Source organism: Staphylococcus capitis subsp. capitis (assembly GCF_040739495.1).
Classification (GTDB): domain Bacteria; phylum Bacillota; class Bacilli; order Staphylococcales; family Staphylococcaceae; genus Staphylococcus; species Staphylococcus capitis.
This window is the reverse complement of sequence record NZ_CP145263.1, coordinates 1,316,565-1,336,089: the sequence shown is the minus strand read 5'-3', so window position 1 is coordinate 1,336,089 and position 19,525 is coordinate 1,316,565. Positions and strand designations below refer to the sequence as shown.

The following is a 19,525-nucleotide window of genomic DNA, read 5'->3' as shown; positions in this document are numbered from 1 at the left end:
CTGTAACTCGGGGTAGTACAATTAAAAAATTATTGGCAATGGTCATCAAAAGCGTCTTTTAAATCCATTGCGATATCGTTAATATCTCTGCCTTCAATATGTTCACGTGGAATAAAGTGAACTAAGTTTTGCCCTTTAAACAAGGCATATGAAGGACTAGAAGGCACTTGTTGGATGTATTCACGCATTGTTTGTGTTGCTTCTTTATCCTGACCTGCAAAAACAGTTACTTTATTTGTGGGTTTCACTTCGTTTTGTTCAGCAACCGCTACAGCAGCTGGTCTAGCTAATCCTGCTGCACAACCACATGTTGAATTAATAACAACGAATGTTGTTTCATCATCTTTTACGTCATTCATGTAACCCTTCACATCGTCACTAGTTTCTAAACTTTTGAAACCATTTTCAGTAAGTTCAGCACGCATTTGCTGAGCTAATTCTCTCATATAAGACTCATAGCCGTTCATATTAACACTCCTTGATACTTCTTTTGTCATTTATTATTAAACATTAAATAAGTTATCTTTTCCGATTAGCAATTTGTTTCCAAACTGAACCTAAAGCCTCATCTCCATTTTCTATTCTGGAGATAGCCATTTCTATTTGAAGTTTGACTTCATACGCTGAATCGTCTGCATGTGCTTTTAGTGATGCCAATTGTTCCTCATTACCCTCATCAAAAATAAACATCGCTGCACGCCATCTTACGATTTTTTGAGGGTCATCAAGTGCTTTTTCCATTTCTGGTAAAGCTTCTTTGAAACCTAAGTCACTAAGGCAATCGCCAGCAGTTCTTCTTACAGCTGGACTTTTGTCGTGAAGACCTTGATAAATATAAGGTAAAATTTTAGGATCTTCAATCATCCCTAGTAGCACAACAGCTTCACGTCTTAAAGGGATTTTCTCTTCATTAAGTGCTGTTTCTAACAACGGGATATCATCAAATGTAGGTGTTGGAAATGCCTTAAGCATTCTGAGACGTGCTTTCCAATCTTGTGCTGAATCATACTCATCCAATGTGACATGTTGATAATGTTGTTCTGGAACTTTAATATCAGTTTCAAGTGCTTCTTTAACTAGCGAATCAAGGCGTTCTTCGGGATAAAGTGCGATAACTTCTTCATAAACGCTCTCCATTACTTCTTCCACATTACCATATCGAATGCCGAAATCTTCCCATTTTCTCAAGAATACTACATTATCATTTTCTTTTTGGGCTTCTAGCATTTTATCGATATAAATTTCTGGTAATTGTTTACGTTGTTCATCTTTATTTGTTGTAATCTTAAGTTGATAAGGTATCCCTTTAAACATTAGAACTTCCGCACGAACTTCACCATAATGTTCGTCTGGTTGAGGTTCTTGATTATAGCTTGATTCATTATTAAGTGTTGAAGTGATTTGAGGTAAGACGTCTTCCCAATTGGCCTTTGGTTGTTTGTCTATTGCTAGGAAATCCATCACATAAAAGATGGATTTTACGCCTTCAAGTTTGAGAAGATCGTTAATAAATTGCGGTTGATTTTCTCTTACTTCAGTATAAGTATTGGATTGATTATCTTCTCTTTTTTCAGATAATACAATTTTCATTGTATTAGGACTAGGAGTAGGTTCTACACGAACAATCTCCATTTTTTAGCCCCCCTTTTAAATAAAACGTTTATATTAATGATTAAAAGCTGCTTGAATTTGTGGTAATAAATCATCCCAGTTTGCGTCATCTTCTTTGTCAACTGAGATGAAGTCCATCACATAAAAAATAGATTTGACGCCATCGATATCGAATAATCGATTAATAAATTCTGGTTGCCCTTCTTTAGCAGAAGTATAAGTTGTTGAAGAATTATCTTGACGTGGTTCACTTAAAGAAATTTTCATAGTGTTGTGATTTGGTGTTTCTGAAATTGCTACGATTTCCATATTGGTGTCCTCCTATTGTAGCTCGTTCCCTATTTGTTTGATTTGTTTACCTATTGAACACTCATTAATGCAAAAATGATGCGCTTGTGTTTTACCTTGCGTTTTTCTGTTGTGCGCTTTTAGTGGGCATTGGTAACAATAAGTGTTCATGAGCTCGTCGATTTTATTAATCGCTTTTTGTTCTGAATAAGTGAGTATAGCCTCCACTTCCTTTAGCTATATACTTTATTAATGTTACATCTCTTGTTTCACATGTTTGTATTATAGCATTGTTAGGGACGTATTTTGAAATAATCAATTTATATTTAATTATTGGAAGTTTGTTGCAAATGGTACTGAGAAAGAATGCTGATTGAGTTGTATGTATTATGTAAATTTTAGTAACGCTATTGCATATTTTTGTTTTTTAAAGTAAACTAATTAGGTTGTTTTTTCGCGGTTTCTAAACACCCGCTTTAACAAAATTTAGGAGGATGTAAGATGTTTAATGAGATTTTTGGTGTAGCTTCGTTTATAGTTACATTTATTTTAATGGTTCTCATGTATCGCTTTTTTGGGAAACATGGTTTAATTGCATGGGTAGCAATGGGAACAATTATAGCTAATATTCAAGTCATAAAGACAGTTCATATATTTGGCATTTCGGCGACATTAGGGAATGTTATGTTCGCCTCTATCTATCTTGCTACAGACATATTGAATGATATTTACGGCAGAAAAGTAGCAAAACGTGCCGTTTGGCTGAGTTTTTCTTCAACATTAGTAATGATTATTGTAATGCAAATGTCTTTACACTTTATACCTGCACCTGAAGATACTGCTCAAGGTGCGCTTAAAACAATCTTTGATTTAGTGCCTAGAATTGCTTTAGGTTCAATCGTTGCATATATTATCGGGCAACATGTAGATGTGTTTATCTTTTCAATGATTAAAAAGATTTTCAGCTCAGATAAAACGTTTATTATACGTGCTTATGGTAGTACGATTTTAAGTTCAATTATAGATACAGCATTATTTGTTATCATTGCATTCGCAGGTACTTTACCTAATATGGCTGTGTTCGAAATATTTATAACAACTTACCTATTAAAACTTATTTCAACTATATTCAATGTGCCTTTCGGTTACATTGCTAAATCTTTCTATCGCAAAGGTAAGATTCAAAAACTTGATGAAGGCTATTAATTCTTAGTCAACTTATTAAAGAACTAAGTTAATTGAGACTGTCGATAAAGTCTGCGGGCTTTGTCGGCATTTTTTATGTGCGCGTTTTTTCAGAATCTTGTCTCAATATACAGGTATAAAACAAGTCTATAAAGGTAATTATTTTCAAGAAAAAGTCAGGAAAGAAATGATTTGACCTGTCTATTTATAAATTTGCTACAATATAGTCAAACTTACAAACGAAGGTGTATATGAGATGGCAAAAATATACTTTGATGCGGCAACTAAAGGTAATCCGGGTAGAAGTGCATGTGCAGTTGTAATTAAAGAAGAATCTGAACGTCACGTGTTTACTCATGATTTAAGAGAGTTAGATAATCATAGTGCGGAATGGGCAGCAATGATTTATGCGTTAGAACATGCAAGAGAGCTCAATGTTAGAAACGCCCTACTTCATACTGATTCAAAATTAATTGAAGATAGTGTTAATAGTGGTCGTGTAAAAAATGCTAAATTTAAACCTTATTATGATAATATGAAAATTCTCGAACAAAGTTTTGATTTAATGTTTGTTAAATGGGTTCCTAGAGATAAAAATAAAGAAGCAAACCAGCATGCACAACAAGCTTTATATAAATTGATTAAATAAAAAAAAGAACAGGCTATAGAATTTCCTATAACCTGTTCTTACTTTAGAAGCGGTTATTTATTTTTTACTTTTTTGAACGCTTTTTGTTTTTAGTAGTACCTTTTTTTGACTTAGTGTTTGAAGAAGGACGTTGCGTTTTGTTTGTTTTTGCTTTTTTCGAAGAACATGTCTCTCTTCTTATCTGTTTGTTCTCCTCTTTTTCTCTTTTATTTTTCACTACAGGAATTGCTTTTTTATTGTCTTCTTCAATAACAGTTTCTTCTTCTTTATCTTTTTTTCGTTTAGCTATAATCAATGGTTCTACTTTTTTAGAATCGGAAATATGAGGATCCTTCTTATCATTCAATTTTTCTTCTTCCTCTTCTTTTTTACGTCTTTTAGCAAGCGCTAGCCAGAATCCTGAAAGTAAACCAGTTAGTGTGATGAAGCCTACTGCTTTGCCAAAGTCATCGATAACTCGATTGATGAAATTATTATCATGATGTTTAACATGTTTAGGATCATCGTCTTTGTGTTTATTCTTACCTGATTTAATACCTGTGTGACTTAATACTTCTTTGTAAGATTCTGTTTGACCTATATGACTTTTTATATCATTTTCTCTTAGACGGACGTCGTGTTTATAAGCGTTGTTAGCAGCGCGTTGTTGATTGGAAATTGAATCAAATGAACCTTCTAAACCTACTTCCATGATTCTACGAATACCATTCAGTAACGCGTCTTGGACTTCTTTGATTGTTTTAGCACGATGAATTGCATTCATAGTATCTAATTCTATTTGTCTAATACGATTGATTGCTAATTGTCTTTGGTATTGACTTGCTGACATATCATTAATAATTTGTTGAGTTCTATTATTAACAACGTTATTGAGTCTACGTTCAGCTTTATGTTTTTCACCGAGTAAATGAGCTTGTGCAATGATGTGATCGCGTTGCACTTTGAAATCTTTGAGAATGCGTTTGAGTTCGTCTATATCATTTGCATTTTTAATCATGTTATTAACTTTAGATTCAAGATCTTTTAGTTGATGATTGAATTGAGCTTGTTCTTCAGATGATAAATCAGAAATATGTTTAATTTCTTGTACACCTTCTTGTGTAAGTTTATTAACTTCAGCTTTATTAGCTTCTTTAGCTTTGTCCAATGTAAATTGTCTAGGATCAAAATGATTAATATCATTTAAATCTTTATTTTGATTATTTTCAACATCTTTTACATTAGTTGAATTGTTAATTTTATCAATAGCTTGATCTTTAAGTTTTTGAACTTCAGCTTTAGCTTGTTCTTTTTGCTGTTCGGTTAAAATTTTATCTTTATCAATTTCATCTAACTTTTGTTTAGTAGCTTGATCAATTTGTTGTGATGCTTCATCTTTTGCAACTTGAAGTTCTTTTTCAATAACATCTACAGGAACATCGACAATAACTGATGTATCGTTCGCAAGAGTCACTTCAACTTTCGCAGTTAGGTTATCTGCAACTTTATCTGTGTTAGGTAATGAAATGATTCTAACTTTAAGACCATCAGCTAAAGTCATGGCACTTTCAATTTCACTAAGTGTAATCGTAGCACCTCTATGCACGATGACTTTTCCTGTAACTAACGCATCTTGTAAGCTTAAATCAGGACGATGAAGTATTGATGGCTGTTGATCAGTATCCCATATTACAATTTTCGCAATGTGGTTAAGACTATCATCTTTAACTTTGTTAATTTGATCTACAGAATTAGAGTTCTCTATTTGTTTAATAGCCTCTTTTTCCGCTTTATTGATTTCAGCAAGTGCGTGTGCTTTTTGCTGGTCAGTCAAATCAGGATTGTTATTGATTGCATCTCGCTTACGTTGTGCTAAATCTTTAATTGATTGTTTAGCTTGTTCTTTTGCAGATATGATATCTTGAGTACCTTTCATTAAATGATCTGCTTTAGCTTTTTCATCTGCAACAGCTTGTTTATTAGTAGCACGATCAATCTCGTTTTTAATGTTCTCGATTGCATGATTTAAATCATCTTTGAGTTTCTCTTTTTCTTGATTAGATAAATTAGGGTTTTGATCAATATTATTCAATAAACCTTTTAATTTTTGATCGATTTCATTATTAGCATCAATTTTAGCTTTTGGTAATTCATCAGCATGCGTATGTTTAATAGCTGTTGTTCCTTCATTTTCAGCGTTAAAAACGCCTATATTAGAACTTGCATGATCAATATCAGCATTAGCATGTTTAGCTGCATTCTCTACAGATTTAATAGCTTGTGCTTTTGATTCATCTGTAGCATTAGCATGATTGATTTCATCAAGTTGATGTTTAAGTGCATCGTCAATAGCTTTATGTGCAGCTTGTTGAGCATTTTTAAGGCGTTGTTCACCATTAAGTGCGTCCTTAGCATCTTTAATCGCTTGAGTCATACCTTCAATAACAGTGATATCTAAGTTGTCGCCATCTTTTTTGTTTAAAACATTATTAGCTATATTTATCGCATTATCAAATTGTAATTTTAAATCTTCGTCTGCATTTTGATAATTAATACTATCTTTAGTAGATTGGTTTAATTGTGCAACGGTATCTCTAAGGTCTTTCATTGCATCATTTAGACTTGAAGCATTATCTACTATGTTTGTTATATCTTTAATATTATCAGATTTATTAATCTCATTTGTTAAATAATTGTTTTGAGCATTATTAAGAGTATCAAGTTGTTTTATAAATTGTTTAGATTTCTCTTTAGCTTCGGCAAGACGTTGTTCACCATTTAATGCATCTTTAGTGCTATCAATTGCTTGAGATAAACCTTGAATATCTCTTTCGTTGAGGTTGGCGCCTTTAGTTTTACTTAATGCTTCTCTAGCGTCTTTAACTGCTTTATTAAATTGACGTTTTAAATCATAGTCGGCATTAATGTAATTGATGCTTGATTTAACAGGATTAACTGTTTCTTTTAATTTGGCTTTTAATTCTGACATAGAATTATTTAAATCTGATGCAGTAGAAACGATTTGCGATAAATCTTTTAGATTATCAGTATCATTTGCTTGTTTAATTGAGTCTACACGTTGAGCATTATTTAAATCTTTTAATTGATTAATAAATATCTCAGCTTTAAATTTAGCTTTAGCAAGACGTTGATCACCATTTAATGCTTCTTTAGTATCTTTAATAGACTGAATTAAGCCTTGAACTTCTTCAATTGAAGCAGGTTTACCTTTAGCTTTAGACAATGTATTTCTTGCTTGTTGAAGCGCTTGATCAAATTGATTTTGTAAATCCTCGTCTGCATTGATGTAGTTAACACTCGCATGAACAGGTGTTGCATTACTTATTAAAGCATTGTGTAAATCTTCCGTTCACTCCTATTCTAGATGTTATGTCTTTGTTGTTTGATGTGATTTAATATATCGTGTACTTAAAATTGACCATAATGACGATATTTAAAATGAAAAGAATACCATTCAAAATGAGTTTAATAAAATTTAGAGCTAATGTCGTTTTATCAAAATCATAATTTGAATGCGGCATGCTCACTTATCTATCACAATAGAGTTTCGAACAATATTTTATTCGTTCTAAACAATAATATCACTTTATATAAAGAAAGTGAAATTAATTCACAATATTTATATAAAATAAATTTTATGTTGCGTATATGATGGGTATAAAATAAACCAAATGGCTTTACGAATTAATTTCGATAAGTCCATTTGGTTTAATGATTAAAAGTTGCTTGCTAGATATTTTCCTGAAACATACAACTCATGTTCGTTACAAATTGAAAGTATTTCATTTAGTTCATGTGCGTATGCCATTTCATTAAAGAGCTGTTCTGATTCGAGTGGCACTTGAGTGTGAATTTCAGCTAATGATTTTGATAAATGTAAATTGTTTATGTTATCGTTAATTTTCTTTTGCTGCGCTGGTATCAATGTAGATATATTTTGAATTACGTTTTCAACGCTATGATGATTTTGAATTAATTTGATAGCTGTTTTCTCACCGATACCTTTTACTCCAGGATAACCATCTGCCGTATCTCCCATAAATGCTTTAACATCTATTAATTGTTTGGGTTCTAATCCGTATTCGTTTTTAAATCGATCTAGAGTATAGCGATTATAAATAGTAAATCCTTTTTTAGTAAGCCAAACTTCTACATTCTCATTTATACATTGGAGAATATCTCTATCTCCTGTAATGATAAAAACTTCATTGTTATCAGAATAAGTATGAGCGAGGCTCCCAATCACATCATCAGCTTCATAATTAGTAACACCAATATTTACAAATCCAAATTGTTGTGAGATTTCTTTAACGTAATCAAATTGTGGTATAAGTTCTGCTGGTGGTTCTGGCCGATTTTGTTTATACCCTTCAAACATTTCGTTGCGAAAGGTTTGTTGCCCCATATCCCAACATACTGCAACATGTGTAGGATTAATTTCTTTAATTGCACTGAAGATATGTCTTACAAAGCCTTGAACGCCATTTGTAGGAATACCTTTAGAGTTATACATAAATTGATTGTGTAGACTCGTTGCATAAAAATGTCTAAATAGTAGAGCCATTCCGTCCACGATTAATACTCTATTTGTCATGATAGCGTTCTTCTTTCTTCTTATATGATTTCATCAAGTTGTTTCGATTTTGTTTCGAGTTGTTGGATGAGCGTATCATCTAATTTGAATGATAGTAATTCATCAATTTGTTCTTGAATTTGTTGCTCTAGTTGTTTGAATTGCGTTTCAGCTTGACGTGACATCTGTTGCACATAGACGTTTAGTTCTTGTTTTAATTCACTCAAACCATCTTGTAACAATTCTAATGTTACATTTGCAATTTGTTCTTGGATATCACGTTGTGAATTAGGATTTAGTATTTTACGTTTTGTTAATTGCTTCGGTAAGGCTGCAATCATATCATTTAAATCTATTTTTAAAAATGGTGTTTCCTTTACATCAGGTTCTACATCAAATTGAGCTTTAACTAGTACGTGTATGTGATTTAACTTCTTGATAATTGGTGCAATTTGCTCTTCTAATTGTGAATTAAAATACTTTTTGATTCTTTCAGTAATTAATGATTGTTCTAAATATAATCGTTGATGAATTTGATCAAGATAAGTTTTAGTAGAAATCTTTTTCTCTTCATTAAAATCACTATTTTGAGTCATTTGACTGTTATAAACTGATTTCACTTCGTCTAATAATTGAAGATTGAGTCTATTGTTTAAATGATAGATTTGTTCATCAACTTCGTTATTAGTATGTTGCGATGTAGTATTGATCAATTGGCTATTAAGTCTATCTTGGTCTTTAATGTTTAATAATTTTTCTTGTCTAGCTTGTATTTGTTCCTTATTATTATGGAACTCTTGAATCATTTCTTTATAGGAATCATTCATTTGTTGAATTTGATGAACCATCTGTTGTTCTAAAATGGTTTTAGATTCGACATCAGCAAATCGCTGAATGCTATCGCGCAATTGATCTATACCTTGATCGCCCTCTTTTAAGCTTTTACGACTTGAAACGCTAAATATCTCAGAATGAAGGTTAACTTGTCCAAGTGCATCTGCAACATAATCACGCACTGCGTTGAGGTCGTCTTCATTTTCAGCTAAATCTACTGCATTAATAACCATCTTGAATGCTTGATTCTCATTTAATTGATTCATCGCTTTCATGTGCTCGATAAACGCTTTATCGTTATCCGTGAATGAATGATTAAAATAACTTACGTAGAGGATTAAATCTGAAGAAGTAAGAATCTGCTCAGTTTCGTTAGTGTGTCGTTGATTATTAGAGTGAAGACCTAATGAATCGACGATAATTTTACCTTTTAACCATTCAAGTGGAAGGTTAAGATGCACGGTCTTAACGAATGTAGCGTATTCATCTTCTGCACTCCATTTTTTAACGTCTTCTTGAGAGACGGTATGCACTTCTCCCTCATTTAACATGTCTAGATACATATCATAATGTTTCTCAATGGCATCAATAAATGCGAGTTGATTCTTTTCAAGTTGTGTCTTAAGTTTCTTCAAATCACTGTTAATAAATGATTCTAATGAATCATATGACGCATTGTAATATTCAAGAACATTGTTGACTTCATCTAGTAATTGCTCAGATGATTTTAAGGTGATTTGGCTTTCTTCACCGTATGATAATTCAGTTGTCGCTGCTGTTGTAGGATTTGGTGAACTTACTAAATATTGACCGCCTAATAAAGCATTGATTAAACTACTTTTTCCTGCACTGAAAGTTCCGAATACACCAATTTTAGTGATTTGATTATTGAGGCGATGCATTGTGTCTTTGATGTCCTTTTTCGTACGATCAAATAGAGGGACATCTTCGACTACTTGAAGTGCATTCTGAATATCAACTTGATTTGCTGTTTCTGCTTCATCATGGTTGACTTGTTCATGTTTGTGGTGGTAAGCCGTTGAATTTTCTTCTTTAAGTTCGAAATTTGCTTCAGTTCTTCCGATTAATTTATCCAGTGAATCATCTAAATGGATATAATAATGTTGATAATTATGAGTAGTTAACGATTCTCTTAAATTTTTCAACTCAATGAATTTTTCATATTCTTGTTTATCCTCATTATCTTCTGTTGTTAACTCGCTTGCTTGAGCGTGATTCACAGCATCTTTAAAGATAGGGTTTGATTCATGTTCAATATGTTTATTTAAAGCTTTCACTACTTCATCAGAGAATGTAAGAACATACGTATTGCTAATACTTGTCTGAGGTTGATATAAATCAGAAATTAATGATGGCTTTATAAGGTAATCTTGGTTTAGGATTTGATTATTAACTTCACTGTCATTTATAAAGCGTGTTAAGAATGACATGTCTTCTCGAAGTGGCTGACGTATTTGTTGGTTCACTTTATCTTGTAACGCGTCAGTAGCTTGATTCAGTCGTTGTTCCTGTTCTTCTTCTTTTTTCTTTTTCTTATTGAAAAGCCCGCCTACTTTAAAGTCTTCAGATTTACTTTCAAGATAAGATCTTAACTGTTCTCGCATATCATGTGTCATGATATAAGCGTTATCTAAAATATCTTTACGTTTCTGCTTTAAATAATTTAGTAATTTATCAGAGTCGTTTAATAGTTGAGCTTCTTCGCTTACTTCTTGATTTTGTTGAAACTTCATGTAAGCTTGCTCAAAGTCTTCCTCTTCGATATCAAGTGTATCGAGGATGTCTTGGATTTCTTTTTGGATATAAGCAAGTTGTGCTTCAGTAATAAAATCGATAGTACGATTCACGTAATCTTCGACAGATTCTCGGTGATTATCCATTTGAACGAGGTAATCAGATAATTCATTAATTTGGTTCTCTGGATGCTCAAATTTAGATACATAATAAGTATCTGTTAATTCAATATCCCAATCTTTAATTGATTTCTCTACGCGTGATTTAAATGTATCAAATGATATTTCGTCCTCATTATGTTTATCGATTTGATTAATGACAAACACGATAGGAATACCTACTTCATTAATACGTCGCATGAATTTAAAGTTTAATGCAGATTGTACGTGATTGTAATCTACAGTATAGAAGAGAATGTTGCTCGTATACATAAATTGTTCAGTACTAGACTGGTGTGTGGCAACATTTGAGTCTACGCCAGGTGTATCTTGTAGTGTGAAACCGTTGTTGAATTTATTTGATGGGAAGTTAATTTCTACTGATTCAACATCCACATTTTGACGATTCATTTGTTTCACATCATCATAAGTTTTTAATTTAGTGTATTGTTGGTGAGGTAAATTCGCGATGATTCCTGGTTCTTCAGCGACTGACACGACTGCAGTATTACTTGTTGTAGGTACTGGTGAGCTAGGTAAAATATTTTGTTCAAGTAATAGATTAATTAACGTTGATTTCCCAGCTGAAAAGTGACCTACGAAAGAAGCGGTAAATTGATTAAGATATACTTTTTTTATTACTTGGTTAATAGTGTTAACTAAGGCATAGTTGTTGGATTTCTCAACTTCCTTTTTTAACTTATATAAAATATCTAATTGTTCAGTGTTATCCATGTGTTTTGAATCCCCTTTAGCTCCCTCAATATGTGATAGAGGTTTTTACTCTGATCATTATCAAAAGTGTAAGAAATTTATGTATATCAACTTCAAAAAAATTAAAAAAATTAGGTTAGTCTAGATGACAAACCCTAATTTTCAAAAGTTATGATATTTTAAATTTTATCACATAGACAAAGTAAAACCTATGTTAAAATGGCATATTTATTAATCAAACCATGCAGGTTTATCGCCTTCTGTTCCAGGTTTATTAACACCAATATTTTCTTTAGAATGTAGCTCTGGATTTTTAGCGATTTGAACAGCTAATGAAGCAACACTTTTACGTGAAACTTCTGTACCTTTGAATGTCTCATCTTTAGTAGTAACTTCAAAGACATTTTCATTTTTATCAGTTAACCAACCTGGACGGATGATAGTATAATCTAAATTTGAATTTTCAATAATGTCAGACGCTTTGCGATATAGATTTAATTTATCACCAAATTGTTCTTTATTCCATTCGTTAAATTGTTCAGGTAATTCATTATAGATACCAGGTGCTGCCACAAATATTAAGCGTTTAACATTCTTATTAGCCATAGCTTCAACAATTGTCTTAGCTTGTCTATCAAGTGATCCAGATAAACTTGCAAAGACTACATCAACTTCATCTAATGCTTTCTCAAGATCTTCTAAGTTTTTTGCATCGCCTTCATATACTGTTACACGGTTAGAAGCATAGTCAGGGATACGGTGTGCATTTCTTAAGAATAAATCTACATTAAAACTAGAGTTTTCAAGGAAAATTTTAGTTGCTTCGATAGACACTCTACCGTTAGCTCCGATGATTAATACTGTTTTCATATTTATAATCCCCTTTCTAAACATCTTCAATATTTTATTTTTTAGTATTTTTAAAATTAAAACACTCCTATTCAACTGTACTATAGTCGAGATAAGAGTGCGAATGAATTGAATATTTAGGTTACTACTATTACACGGAAATAATAAAAAGTAAACCTTAATTTTTAAAATCGGGTTTTTTACCCCAATATTGATAATACGTACATTCGATATAACCATTGAATAATTTACGACGTTTAGTTGCTTTACGGTTAACTAAGTACTCAAATTCCTTATTACTAGTTAAAATATATGTTGATAAATAAGGATGTTGCTTCATTAGTGAACCAATATAGCGATACATTTCTTCTACTTCTTCGCGATCACCTATACGTTCACCATATGGCGGATTTCCTACTAATGCTACTGGTCCTTCTGAATCAATAGTTAAAGTATTAACGTCTTTAACATTAAATTGAATAATATCGCCCAGTCCAACTTCTTCAGCATTACGTTTAGCAATTTCTACCATTTCAGGGTCAATATCAGATGCGTAAACTTCAATTTCTTTATCATAATCTGCCATTCTATCTGCTTCATCACGCAATTCATCATAAATATTTGGAGGCATGATATTCCATTCTTCAGATACGAAATCTCTATTAAATCCAGGGGCAATGTTTTGTGCAATTAAACATGCTTCAATCGCAATCGTACCAGAACCACAGAATGGATCAATCAGTGGAGAATCACCTTTCCAATTTGCTAAACGAATTAAACTAGCAGCTAATGTTTCCTTGATTGGTGCTTCCCCTTGTGCTAGACGATAACCACGTTTGTTTAATCCTGAACCTGATGTATCAATAGTTAATAAAACATTATCTTTGTGTATTGCAACCTCTACAGGATATTTTGCACCAGTCTCATTTAACCAACCTTTTTCTTCATATGCCTTTTTAAGTCTCTCGACGATGGCTTTTTTAGTAATTGCTTGGCAATCAGGTACACTGTGCAATGTTGATTTTACGCTTCGACCTTGAACGGGGAAATTACCTTCTTTATCGATAATTGTTTCCCAAGGTAGAGCTTTCGTTTGTTCGAATAAATCATCAAATGTTTTAGCATCAAAGCGCCCCATTACTATCTTAATGCGGTCAGCTTTACGTAACCATAAGTTGCATTTAACGATGGCTGCTTCATCACCTTCAAAGAAGATGCGCCCATTTTCAACCTGTGTTTCATAACCAAGTTCTTGTATTTCTTTAGCCACGACTGCTTCCAGTCCCATTGGACAGACTGCTAATAATTGAAACATTTCATTGCTCCTTTATTCGTATTGTGTTTATTTTACCAAATTCATCATCTTTTTTTAATATAAGGATGAACTCATTTTTATTTTTTGAAAATGATCAAACAAATAGCTTTCATGAGAGCATTTGCGCCCATAAATATAAACAATAAAAAAGCTCTCCATATATAAGGGAGAGCTAAACTAGTCGTAATATTTCTGTAAGCCATGTTCTGTACCGTTGTACTCATCACGTGTACTAGTTACACTGGTACGTCGGTGGTAACCATCTGTCTACATACTTTCACGCTCGTGTGAAAGTCGTCTCGTTTATACGTTGAATTCCGCTAAACAAGTGCTCCTACCAAATTTGGATTGCTCACTCGAGGGGTTTACCGCGTTCCACCTTTTATATTTCTATAAAAGCTACGTCACTGTGGCACTTTCAAACTATTCTAACCATATCATGTGACTTAGGTTATTTCGTTGCCGTCAAATTAATGCCTTGATTTATTGTTTCATCAAGCACGAACACTACAATCATCTCAGACTGTGTGAGCATGGACTTTCCTCTATATTGCTATAGCGATTACCCGAAATATCACTTTTGCGATTATAACACAATTTCATGTGAATAAGTAACAAAAATTTTTATTACTTACCGAAAACTGCTTTTTCTAAATTAGAAATACGTTTTAAAATATCTACATTGTTTAATGAGTTGTTGCCATTATTAGAAGAAAAGTTTTTATTTTCCTGTGGTCTTGTTGTAGCAACACGAAGTCTTAACTCTTCAAGTTCTTTTTTTAATTTATGATTTTCTTCTGATAGCTTAACAACTTCATTATTCATGTCCGCCATTTTTTGATAATCTGTAATAATATCGTCTAAAAAAGCGTCTACTTCTTCTCTTCTATAGCCACGAGCCATAGTTTTTTCGAAATCTTTCTCATAAATATCTTTTGCTGATAATTTTAATGAAACATCTGACATCTTTTATCCACCTCATTCGAAACTTTGATCTTGAGACTACTGCAAGTCGTTGATGAAGTCAGTGAGTTCATCAAACGTCACAATATCACAAGTATAGTTTGTTTTATCCATAAATTCAACTAACATAGTCTTGAAGAATTTAGGACTTGCCTCTTGTTCTTCATCATAAATTAGTATGGTATAGTCGGTATGATCTAGCATGAATTGATCTGCTTGTTTAAACTGAAAAGGCCCTTGATAATCAGTATGATGAATACTCTCTGTAAAATCTGCTTGTTGATCGATTGAAGCGTATTTAGCTTGGTTCTGTTCATTCCAACGATGCGTATGACCTAAGAAAGGTGTGATAATCCCTAATTTTAATTCTGGATAATCTTTCTTTAAGTCTAAAACAACCTCAGCTGTCCATAACTCAATACCCATTTGCCCTTGAATCAGCACCCATTCTAGACCTTCATCTAATAATTGTTCTAATTTATGAGATATAAACTTCTTTAAATATGAAACTTCTGGTGCATCATCTTTGAATATATTTAATTCAAAAGATTTGTATCCAGTAACATATACAGTTTTAACCATATTCTCCCTCATTAAACATGATACGTTAAAATATTTTTTAAATCATACTGTACGCTTTTTATTTTTTCTGTGAAAAGCTTTCTACTCGTACGTTTAAAATGACATTCTACAGATAGCGATTGAATGTTTGATATAAGTAAATTAAATTTTAATGGTGTCATATACGGCGTATTAATGATTTGTTGATAATAATTGTTTAATTCATTAAGTTTTGAATCAATCGAATGTGCATAAGGTTTTACTACCTTATAAAAGTCATAATCAACTTCTGAAGATTTTACCCTTTCAAAACGATGATTCATTTCATCAATATCCGAGATAAGTTGTTCTATTAGTTTTCGCATTAGGATGCCTCCTACAAAGTTAATTTAACACAATAAGAAAGCTTAAGTCATGCAAAGTATCATTCTTTCATTGATTAGACATGATTAAATTTATAAAGATTTTGTTATCGGTAAATTTGTTTTGAAAGATTTATGTTACTTTTATCATTTAAGTCTCGTTTAAATAACTATAATTTTAATAAATAATAAATTATAGATTACGTTTATCTTTCATTTATGAAAGAAATCGTGACAGAATAGGCTAATCACGTTAAAATAATGAATGATGTATGTTTGTTAAATAACATATACATTCAAATACTAGAGTTTGATTGAGTTTTTTCATTTACATATCTAAAGTTTTCTCATCAAACTTGTGTGGTGAATATTATGAATTATCCTAATGGTAAGCCATACTCAAAAAATAAGTCTTCGGATGGACGAAAGCCTTCACCCTTTTCAAGTAACATTGAATATGGTGGACGCGGAATGTCGCTTGAAAAAGATATAGAACAATCCAATACGTTCTATTTAAAAAGTGGCATAGCAGTCATTCACAAGAAGCCTACTCCCGTTCAGATAGTCAATGTTCACTATCCTAAACGTAGTAAGGCTGTGATTAATGAAGCTTATTTTCGTACACCTTCAACTACCGATTATAACGGCGTTTATAATGGGTATTATATCGATTTCGAGGCAAAGGAAACGAAGAATAAAACTTCTTTTCCCCTTAATAATATACATGCACATCAAGTTGAACATATGAAAAATACATATCTTCAAAAGGGAATTGTTTTTCTTATGATACGTTTCAAAACACTTGATGAAGTCTATATATTGCCATATTCTAAGTTTGAATTTTTCTGGGAAAGATATACTCAAGAAATCAAAAAATCGATTACAGTTGAAGAAATTCGGAAAAATGGTTACCATATTCCTTATCAATATCAACCAAGATTGAATTACCTCAAGGCAGTTGATAAGTTGATATTAGATGAAAGTGAGGACCGCGTATGACGGAAAATAAAGGGTCTTCCCAACCTAAAAAAAATAATAGTAAAAATGGTGGGAAGTCCGACGAACAAAAGAATAGGAATGTTAAAAGAACGATTATCAAGATAATCGGCTTTATGATTATCGCCTTTTTCGTTCTGTTGTTACTTGGTATCTTGTTGTTTGCTTACTATGCATGGAAAGCGCCAGCATTTACTGAGTCGAAACTAGAAGACCCAATTCCGGCTAAGATTTATGATAAGAATGGGGATCTAGTTAAAACGTTAGATAACGGTCAACGTCATGAACACGTCAACATTAAAGACGTACCAAAACACATGAAATATGCCGTTTTAGCAACAGAGGATAATCGATTCTATCATCACGGTGCGCTAGACTATAAACGCTTATTTGGTGCTATTGGGAAGAACTTAACTGGTGGATTTGGTGCTCAGGGTGCGTCAACTTTAACACAACAAGTTGTAAAAGATTCATTCTTAACACAACAAAAATCTATCGGTCGTAAAGCTCAAGAAGCTTACCTTTCATACCGTCTTGAACAAGAATATAGTAAAGATGAAATATTCCAAGTTTACTTGAATAAAATTTACTATTCTGATGGTGTTACTGGTGTCAAAGCTGCAGCTAAATATTACTTCAACAAGGACTTGAAGGACTTAAACTTAGCTGAAGAAGCTTATCTTGCAGGTTTACCACAGGTTCCAAACTTATATAACATCTACAATAACCCTAAAGAAGCGAATAGCCGTAAAGACACAGTGCTCTATTTAATGCATAAACATCACAGAATTACTGATAAAGAATATGCTGATGCTAAGAAACTTGATCTAAAAGCGAACTTAGTAGAACGCTCTAAGAAAGATCGTCAAATGAACGCTAATAATAATGATTCAGAGTATGATTCTTACGTTAACTTCGTTGAATCAGAATTAATGAATAATAAATACTTCAAAGACAAGAACTTAGGCAACGTCCTACAAAGTGGTATAAAAATTTACACTAACATGGACAAAGACGTTCAAAAAACGCTTCAAGATCGTGTTAATAATGGTGGTTCTAACTATTATAAAAATGATGACCAACAAGTTGGTGCTACGATCTTAGATAGTAAAACTGGTGGTCTTGTAGCTATTTCAGGCGGACGTGACTACAAAAATGTCGTAGAACGTAACCAAGCTACAGATGCTCACCCTACTGGTTCATCATTAAAACCATTCTTAGCTTATGGTCCAGCTATTGAAAATATGCAATGGGCTACTAACCACGCAATCCAAGACGAATCTTCATATTGGGTTGATGGTTCAGAATTCAAAAACTATGACACTAAAAGTCATGGTAAAGTTTCTGCTTATGATGCTTTACGTCAAAGTTTCAATATTCCTGCTCTTAAAACTTGGCAACAAGTTAAGAAACAAGCAGGTAACGATGCGCCTAAGAAATTCGCTTCTAAAGTTGGCTTAGATTACAACAGTAAAATAGGTCCATCTGAAGTACTTGGTGGTTCATCTTCTGAATTCTCACCTACTCAATTAGCTTCAGCGTTCGCTGCAATTGCTAATGGTGGTACTTATAACAATGCTCACTCTATTCAAAAAGTAGTCACTAATGATGGTGACACTATTGAATATGATCATACTAGTCACAAAGCGATGAAAGATTATACAGCTTATATGTTAGCTGAAATCTTGAAAGGTACATTCAAAGCATACGGTTCAGCTTATGGACACGGTGTTTCAGGAGTTAATATGGGTGCTAAAACTGGTACTGGTACTTATGGTTCTGAAATTTATCAAAAATATAACTTACCAGACAGTGCAGCTAAAGACGTATGGATTAACGGATTCAGCCCTCAATATTCAATGTCAATTTGGATGGGCTTCAATAAAGTTAAACAATACGGTACTAACTCATTTGTAGGACATACTGAGCAAGAATATCCACAACATTTATTCGAAGATGTAATGTCTGATATCTCTTCTAAAGATGGTGAAGACTTCAAGAAACCTAATGATGTTAATGGTAGTGATGCGGATAACTTATCTGTTAAAGGTCACCCAGACAACGACACTACTAACCGTAGTGTTCACGGAGATAGTGATTCGTCATCAGGCAATAGCTCATCTTCAAACTCAGGTAATAGTTCTAGCAATAACAGTAGCTCTTCTCAAAGTAGCTCTGGTAACGCACTAACTCGTTTATTTAACTTAAATGCTATATTTGATAACAAAGCATCATAATTAATATAGCAAAGGTCCCAATTTCATGTTTTGAAATTGGGACTCTTTTTATATATTAAAAGAGTCAAATTGCATTGTTTGGGGAACGTCTTCCCTTTCATAACAATACAATTTGACTCTTAAATTTTTAAATAGGCTTACTTAACGATTGCGCTTCTTCCTTATTTGATAAGAGGCATTCATTTTAATTAACTCACTTTTTAACGTTTTCATTTGTCTATATCCCATAAAATGATATTTTCTAGCAATCATATAATGATACCGTTCATCAAAATTCATAGGTACTACAGGATACTCATTTAAGTGATCAAAATTGATTTCACTGATTTCATTAATTTGTTTAAAGTAATTAAGTATCATCTCAAAATAATCATCAATAATAGGTTGAGCCTCTTGAGATTTTAACTTCTTCTGACTCGCTAACTTATCGAGTAGTGTTTCTAATTGTTCGAAATCATCTTTCTTAATCACTATA

The 19,525-nt window shown here is 32.6% G+C and carries 17 protein-coding genes and 1 other RNA gene; 4 read left to right on the top strand and 14 right to left on the bottom strand.

Annotated elements, in window-relative coordinates; genetic code table 11:
• Window positions 1-29 precede the first annotated feature (29 nt).
• The 4 genes from brxA to V6C74_RS06750 are packed head-to-tail and all read right to left on the bottom strand — an operon-like array spanning window position 30 to window position 2,127.
• Entirely contained in the window at window positions 30-467 is a 438-nt protein-coding gene (brxA, locus tag V6C74_RS06765) for a bacilliredoxin BrxA (RefSeq protein ID WP_002453256.1), read from the bottom strand.
• A 52-nt stretch (window positions 468-519) separates the two neighbouring features.
• Window positions 520-1,632 carry a conserved virulence factor C family protein gene (locus V6C74_RS06760; protein WP_016898163.1) on the bottom strand — a complete coding sequence of 371 codons (1,113 nt, stop codon included), beginning with the start codon at window positions 1,630-1,632 and terminating at the stop codon, window positions 520-522.
• A gap of 33 nt (window positions 1,633-1,665) precedes the next feature.
• Complete coding sequence (locus tag V6C74_RS06755; RefSeq protein WP_002433917.1) at window positions 1,666-1,920, bottom strand: NifU N-terminal domain-containing protein; 255 nt, start codon at window positions 1,918-1,920, stop codon at window positions 1,666-1,668.
• 12 nt (window positions 1,921-1,932) lie between these two features.
• Window positions 1,933-2,127 (bottom strand): zinc-finger domain-containing protein, encoded by a 195-nt coding sequence (locus V6C74_RS06750; RefSeq protein ID WP_049389296.1) that lies wholly within the window; start codon window positions 2,125-2,127, stop codon window positions 1,933-1,935.
• Window positions 2,128-2,400: 273 nt separating this feature from the next.
• On the opposite strand from V6C74_RS06750, the gene V6C74_RS06745 reads away from it, so the two are divergent.
• Together V6C74_RS06745 and V6C74_RS06740 are read left to right on the top strand one after the other, a co-directional pair.
• Entirely contained in the window at window positions 2,401-3,105 is a 705-nt protein-coding gene (locus tag V6C74_RS06745) for a queuosine precursor transporter (RefSeq protein WP_016898164.1), read from the top strand.
• Window positions 3,106-3,340: 235 nt separating this feature from the next.
• On the top strand, window positions 3,341-3,733 hold the full coding sequence (locus V6C74_RS06740; protein WP_002453260.1) for a ribonuclease HI family protein: 393 nt from the start codon (window positions 3,341-3,343) through the stop codon (window positions 3,731-3,733).
• 64 nt (window positions 3,734-3,797) lie between these two features.
• Here V6C74_RS06740 and V6C74_RS06735 read toward each other — a convergent pair whose 3' ends face one another.
• The 9 genes from V6C74_RS06735 to V6C74_RS06695 form a co-directional block, all read right to left on the bottom strand.
• Window positions 3,798-7,058: a DUF1542 domain-containing protein gene (locus V6C74_RS06735; protein WP_256661459.1), complete on the bottom strand. Its 3,261-nt coding sequence runs from the start codon at window positions 7,056-7,058 to the stop codon at window positions 3,798-3,800.
• Between the two features lie 390 nt (window positions 7,059-7,448).
• Window positions 7,449-8,327 carry a 5'-3' exonuclease gene (locus V6C74_RS06730; protein ID WP_002453263.1) on the bottom strand — a complete coding sequence of 293 codons (879 nt, stop codon included), beginning with the start codon at window positions 8,325-8,327 and terminating at the stop codon, window positions 7,449-7,451.
• A gap of 20 nt (window positions 8,328-8,347) precedes the next feature.
• Entirely contained in the window at window positions 8,348-11,788 is a 3,441-nt protein-coding gene (locus tag V6C74_RS06725; RefSeq protein ID WP_016898166.1) for a dynamin family protein, read from the bottom strand.
• A 210-nt stretch (window positions 11,789-11,998) separates the two neighbouring features.
• Entirely contained in the window at window positions 11,999-12,637 is a 639-nt protein-coding gene (locus V6C74_RS06720; protein ID WP_002453265.1) for an SDR family oxidoreductase, read from the bottom strand.
• A 157-nt stretch (window positions 12,638-12,794) separates the two neighbouring features.
• The gene (locus V6C74_RS06715) at window positions 12,795-13,931 is read right to left on the bottom strand and encodes a class I SAM-dependent RNA methyltransferase (RefSeq protein WP_016898167.1); all 1,137 of its coding nucleotides are present in this window, start codon (window positions 13,929-13,931) and stop codon (window positions 12,795-12,797) included.
• A gap of 190 nt (window positions 13,932-14,121) precedes the next feature.
• Window positions 14,122-14,505: RNase P RNA component class B (gene rnpB / locus V6C74_RS06710), an RNA gene on the bottom strand.
• Window positions 14,506-14,558: 53 nt separating this feature from the next.
• Window positions 14,559-14,897: a cell division regulator GpsB gene (gene gpsB / locus V6C74_RS06705; protein WP_002453267.1), complete on the bottom strand. Its 339-nt coding sequence runs from the start codon at window positions 14,895-14,897 to the stop codon at window positions 14,559-14,561.
• A gap of 36 nt (window positions 14,898-14,933) precedes the next feature.
• A complete protein-coding gene (locus V6C74_RS06700) occupies window positions 14,934-15,476 on the bottom strand; it encodes a DUF1273 domain-containing protein (protein WP_002453268.1) in 543 nt (180 codons plus the stop codon).
• An 11-nt stretch (window positions 15,477-15,487) separates the two neighbouring features.
• Window positions 15,488-15,820, bottom strand: coding sequence for a DUF1798 family protein (locus V6C74_RS06695; RefSeq protein ID WP_002433589.1), 333 nt, complete (start codon window positions 15,818-15,820; stop codon window positions 15,488-15,490).
• Window positions 15,821-16,189: 369 nt separating this feature from the next.
• Between V6C74_RS06695 and recU the strand changes: the two genes are divergently transcribed.
• Together recU and V6C74_RS06685 are read left to right on the top strand one after the other, a co-directional pair.
• Complete coding sequence (gene recU / locus V6C74_RS06690; RefSeq protein WP_002433974.1) at window positions 16,190-16,816, top strand: Holliday junction resolvase RecU; 627 nt, start codon at window positions 16,190-16,192, stop codon at window positions 16,814-16,816.
• Window positions 16,813-19,050 carry a transglycosylase domain-containing protein gene (locus V6C74_RS06685; RefSeq protein WP_002453269.1) on the top strand — a complete coding sequence of 746 codons (2,238 nt, stop codon included), beginning with the start codon at window positions 16,813-16,815 and terminating at the stop codon, window positions 19,048-19,050. Before recU ends, V6C74_RS06685 begins: the two co-directional genes overlap by 4 nt.
• 141 nt (window positions 19,051-19,191) lie before the next feature.
• Here V6C74_RS06685 and V6C74_RS06680 read toward each other — a convergent pair whose 3' ends face one another.
• Window positions 19,192-19,521 (bottom strand): YpoC family protein, encoded by a 330-nt coding sequence (locus V6C74_RS06680; RefSeq protein WP_002453270.1) that lies wholly within the window; start codon window positions 19,519-19,521, stop codon window positions 19,192-19,194.
• Window positions 19,522-19,525: the final 4 nt, after the last annotated feature.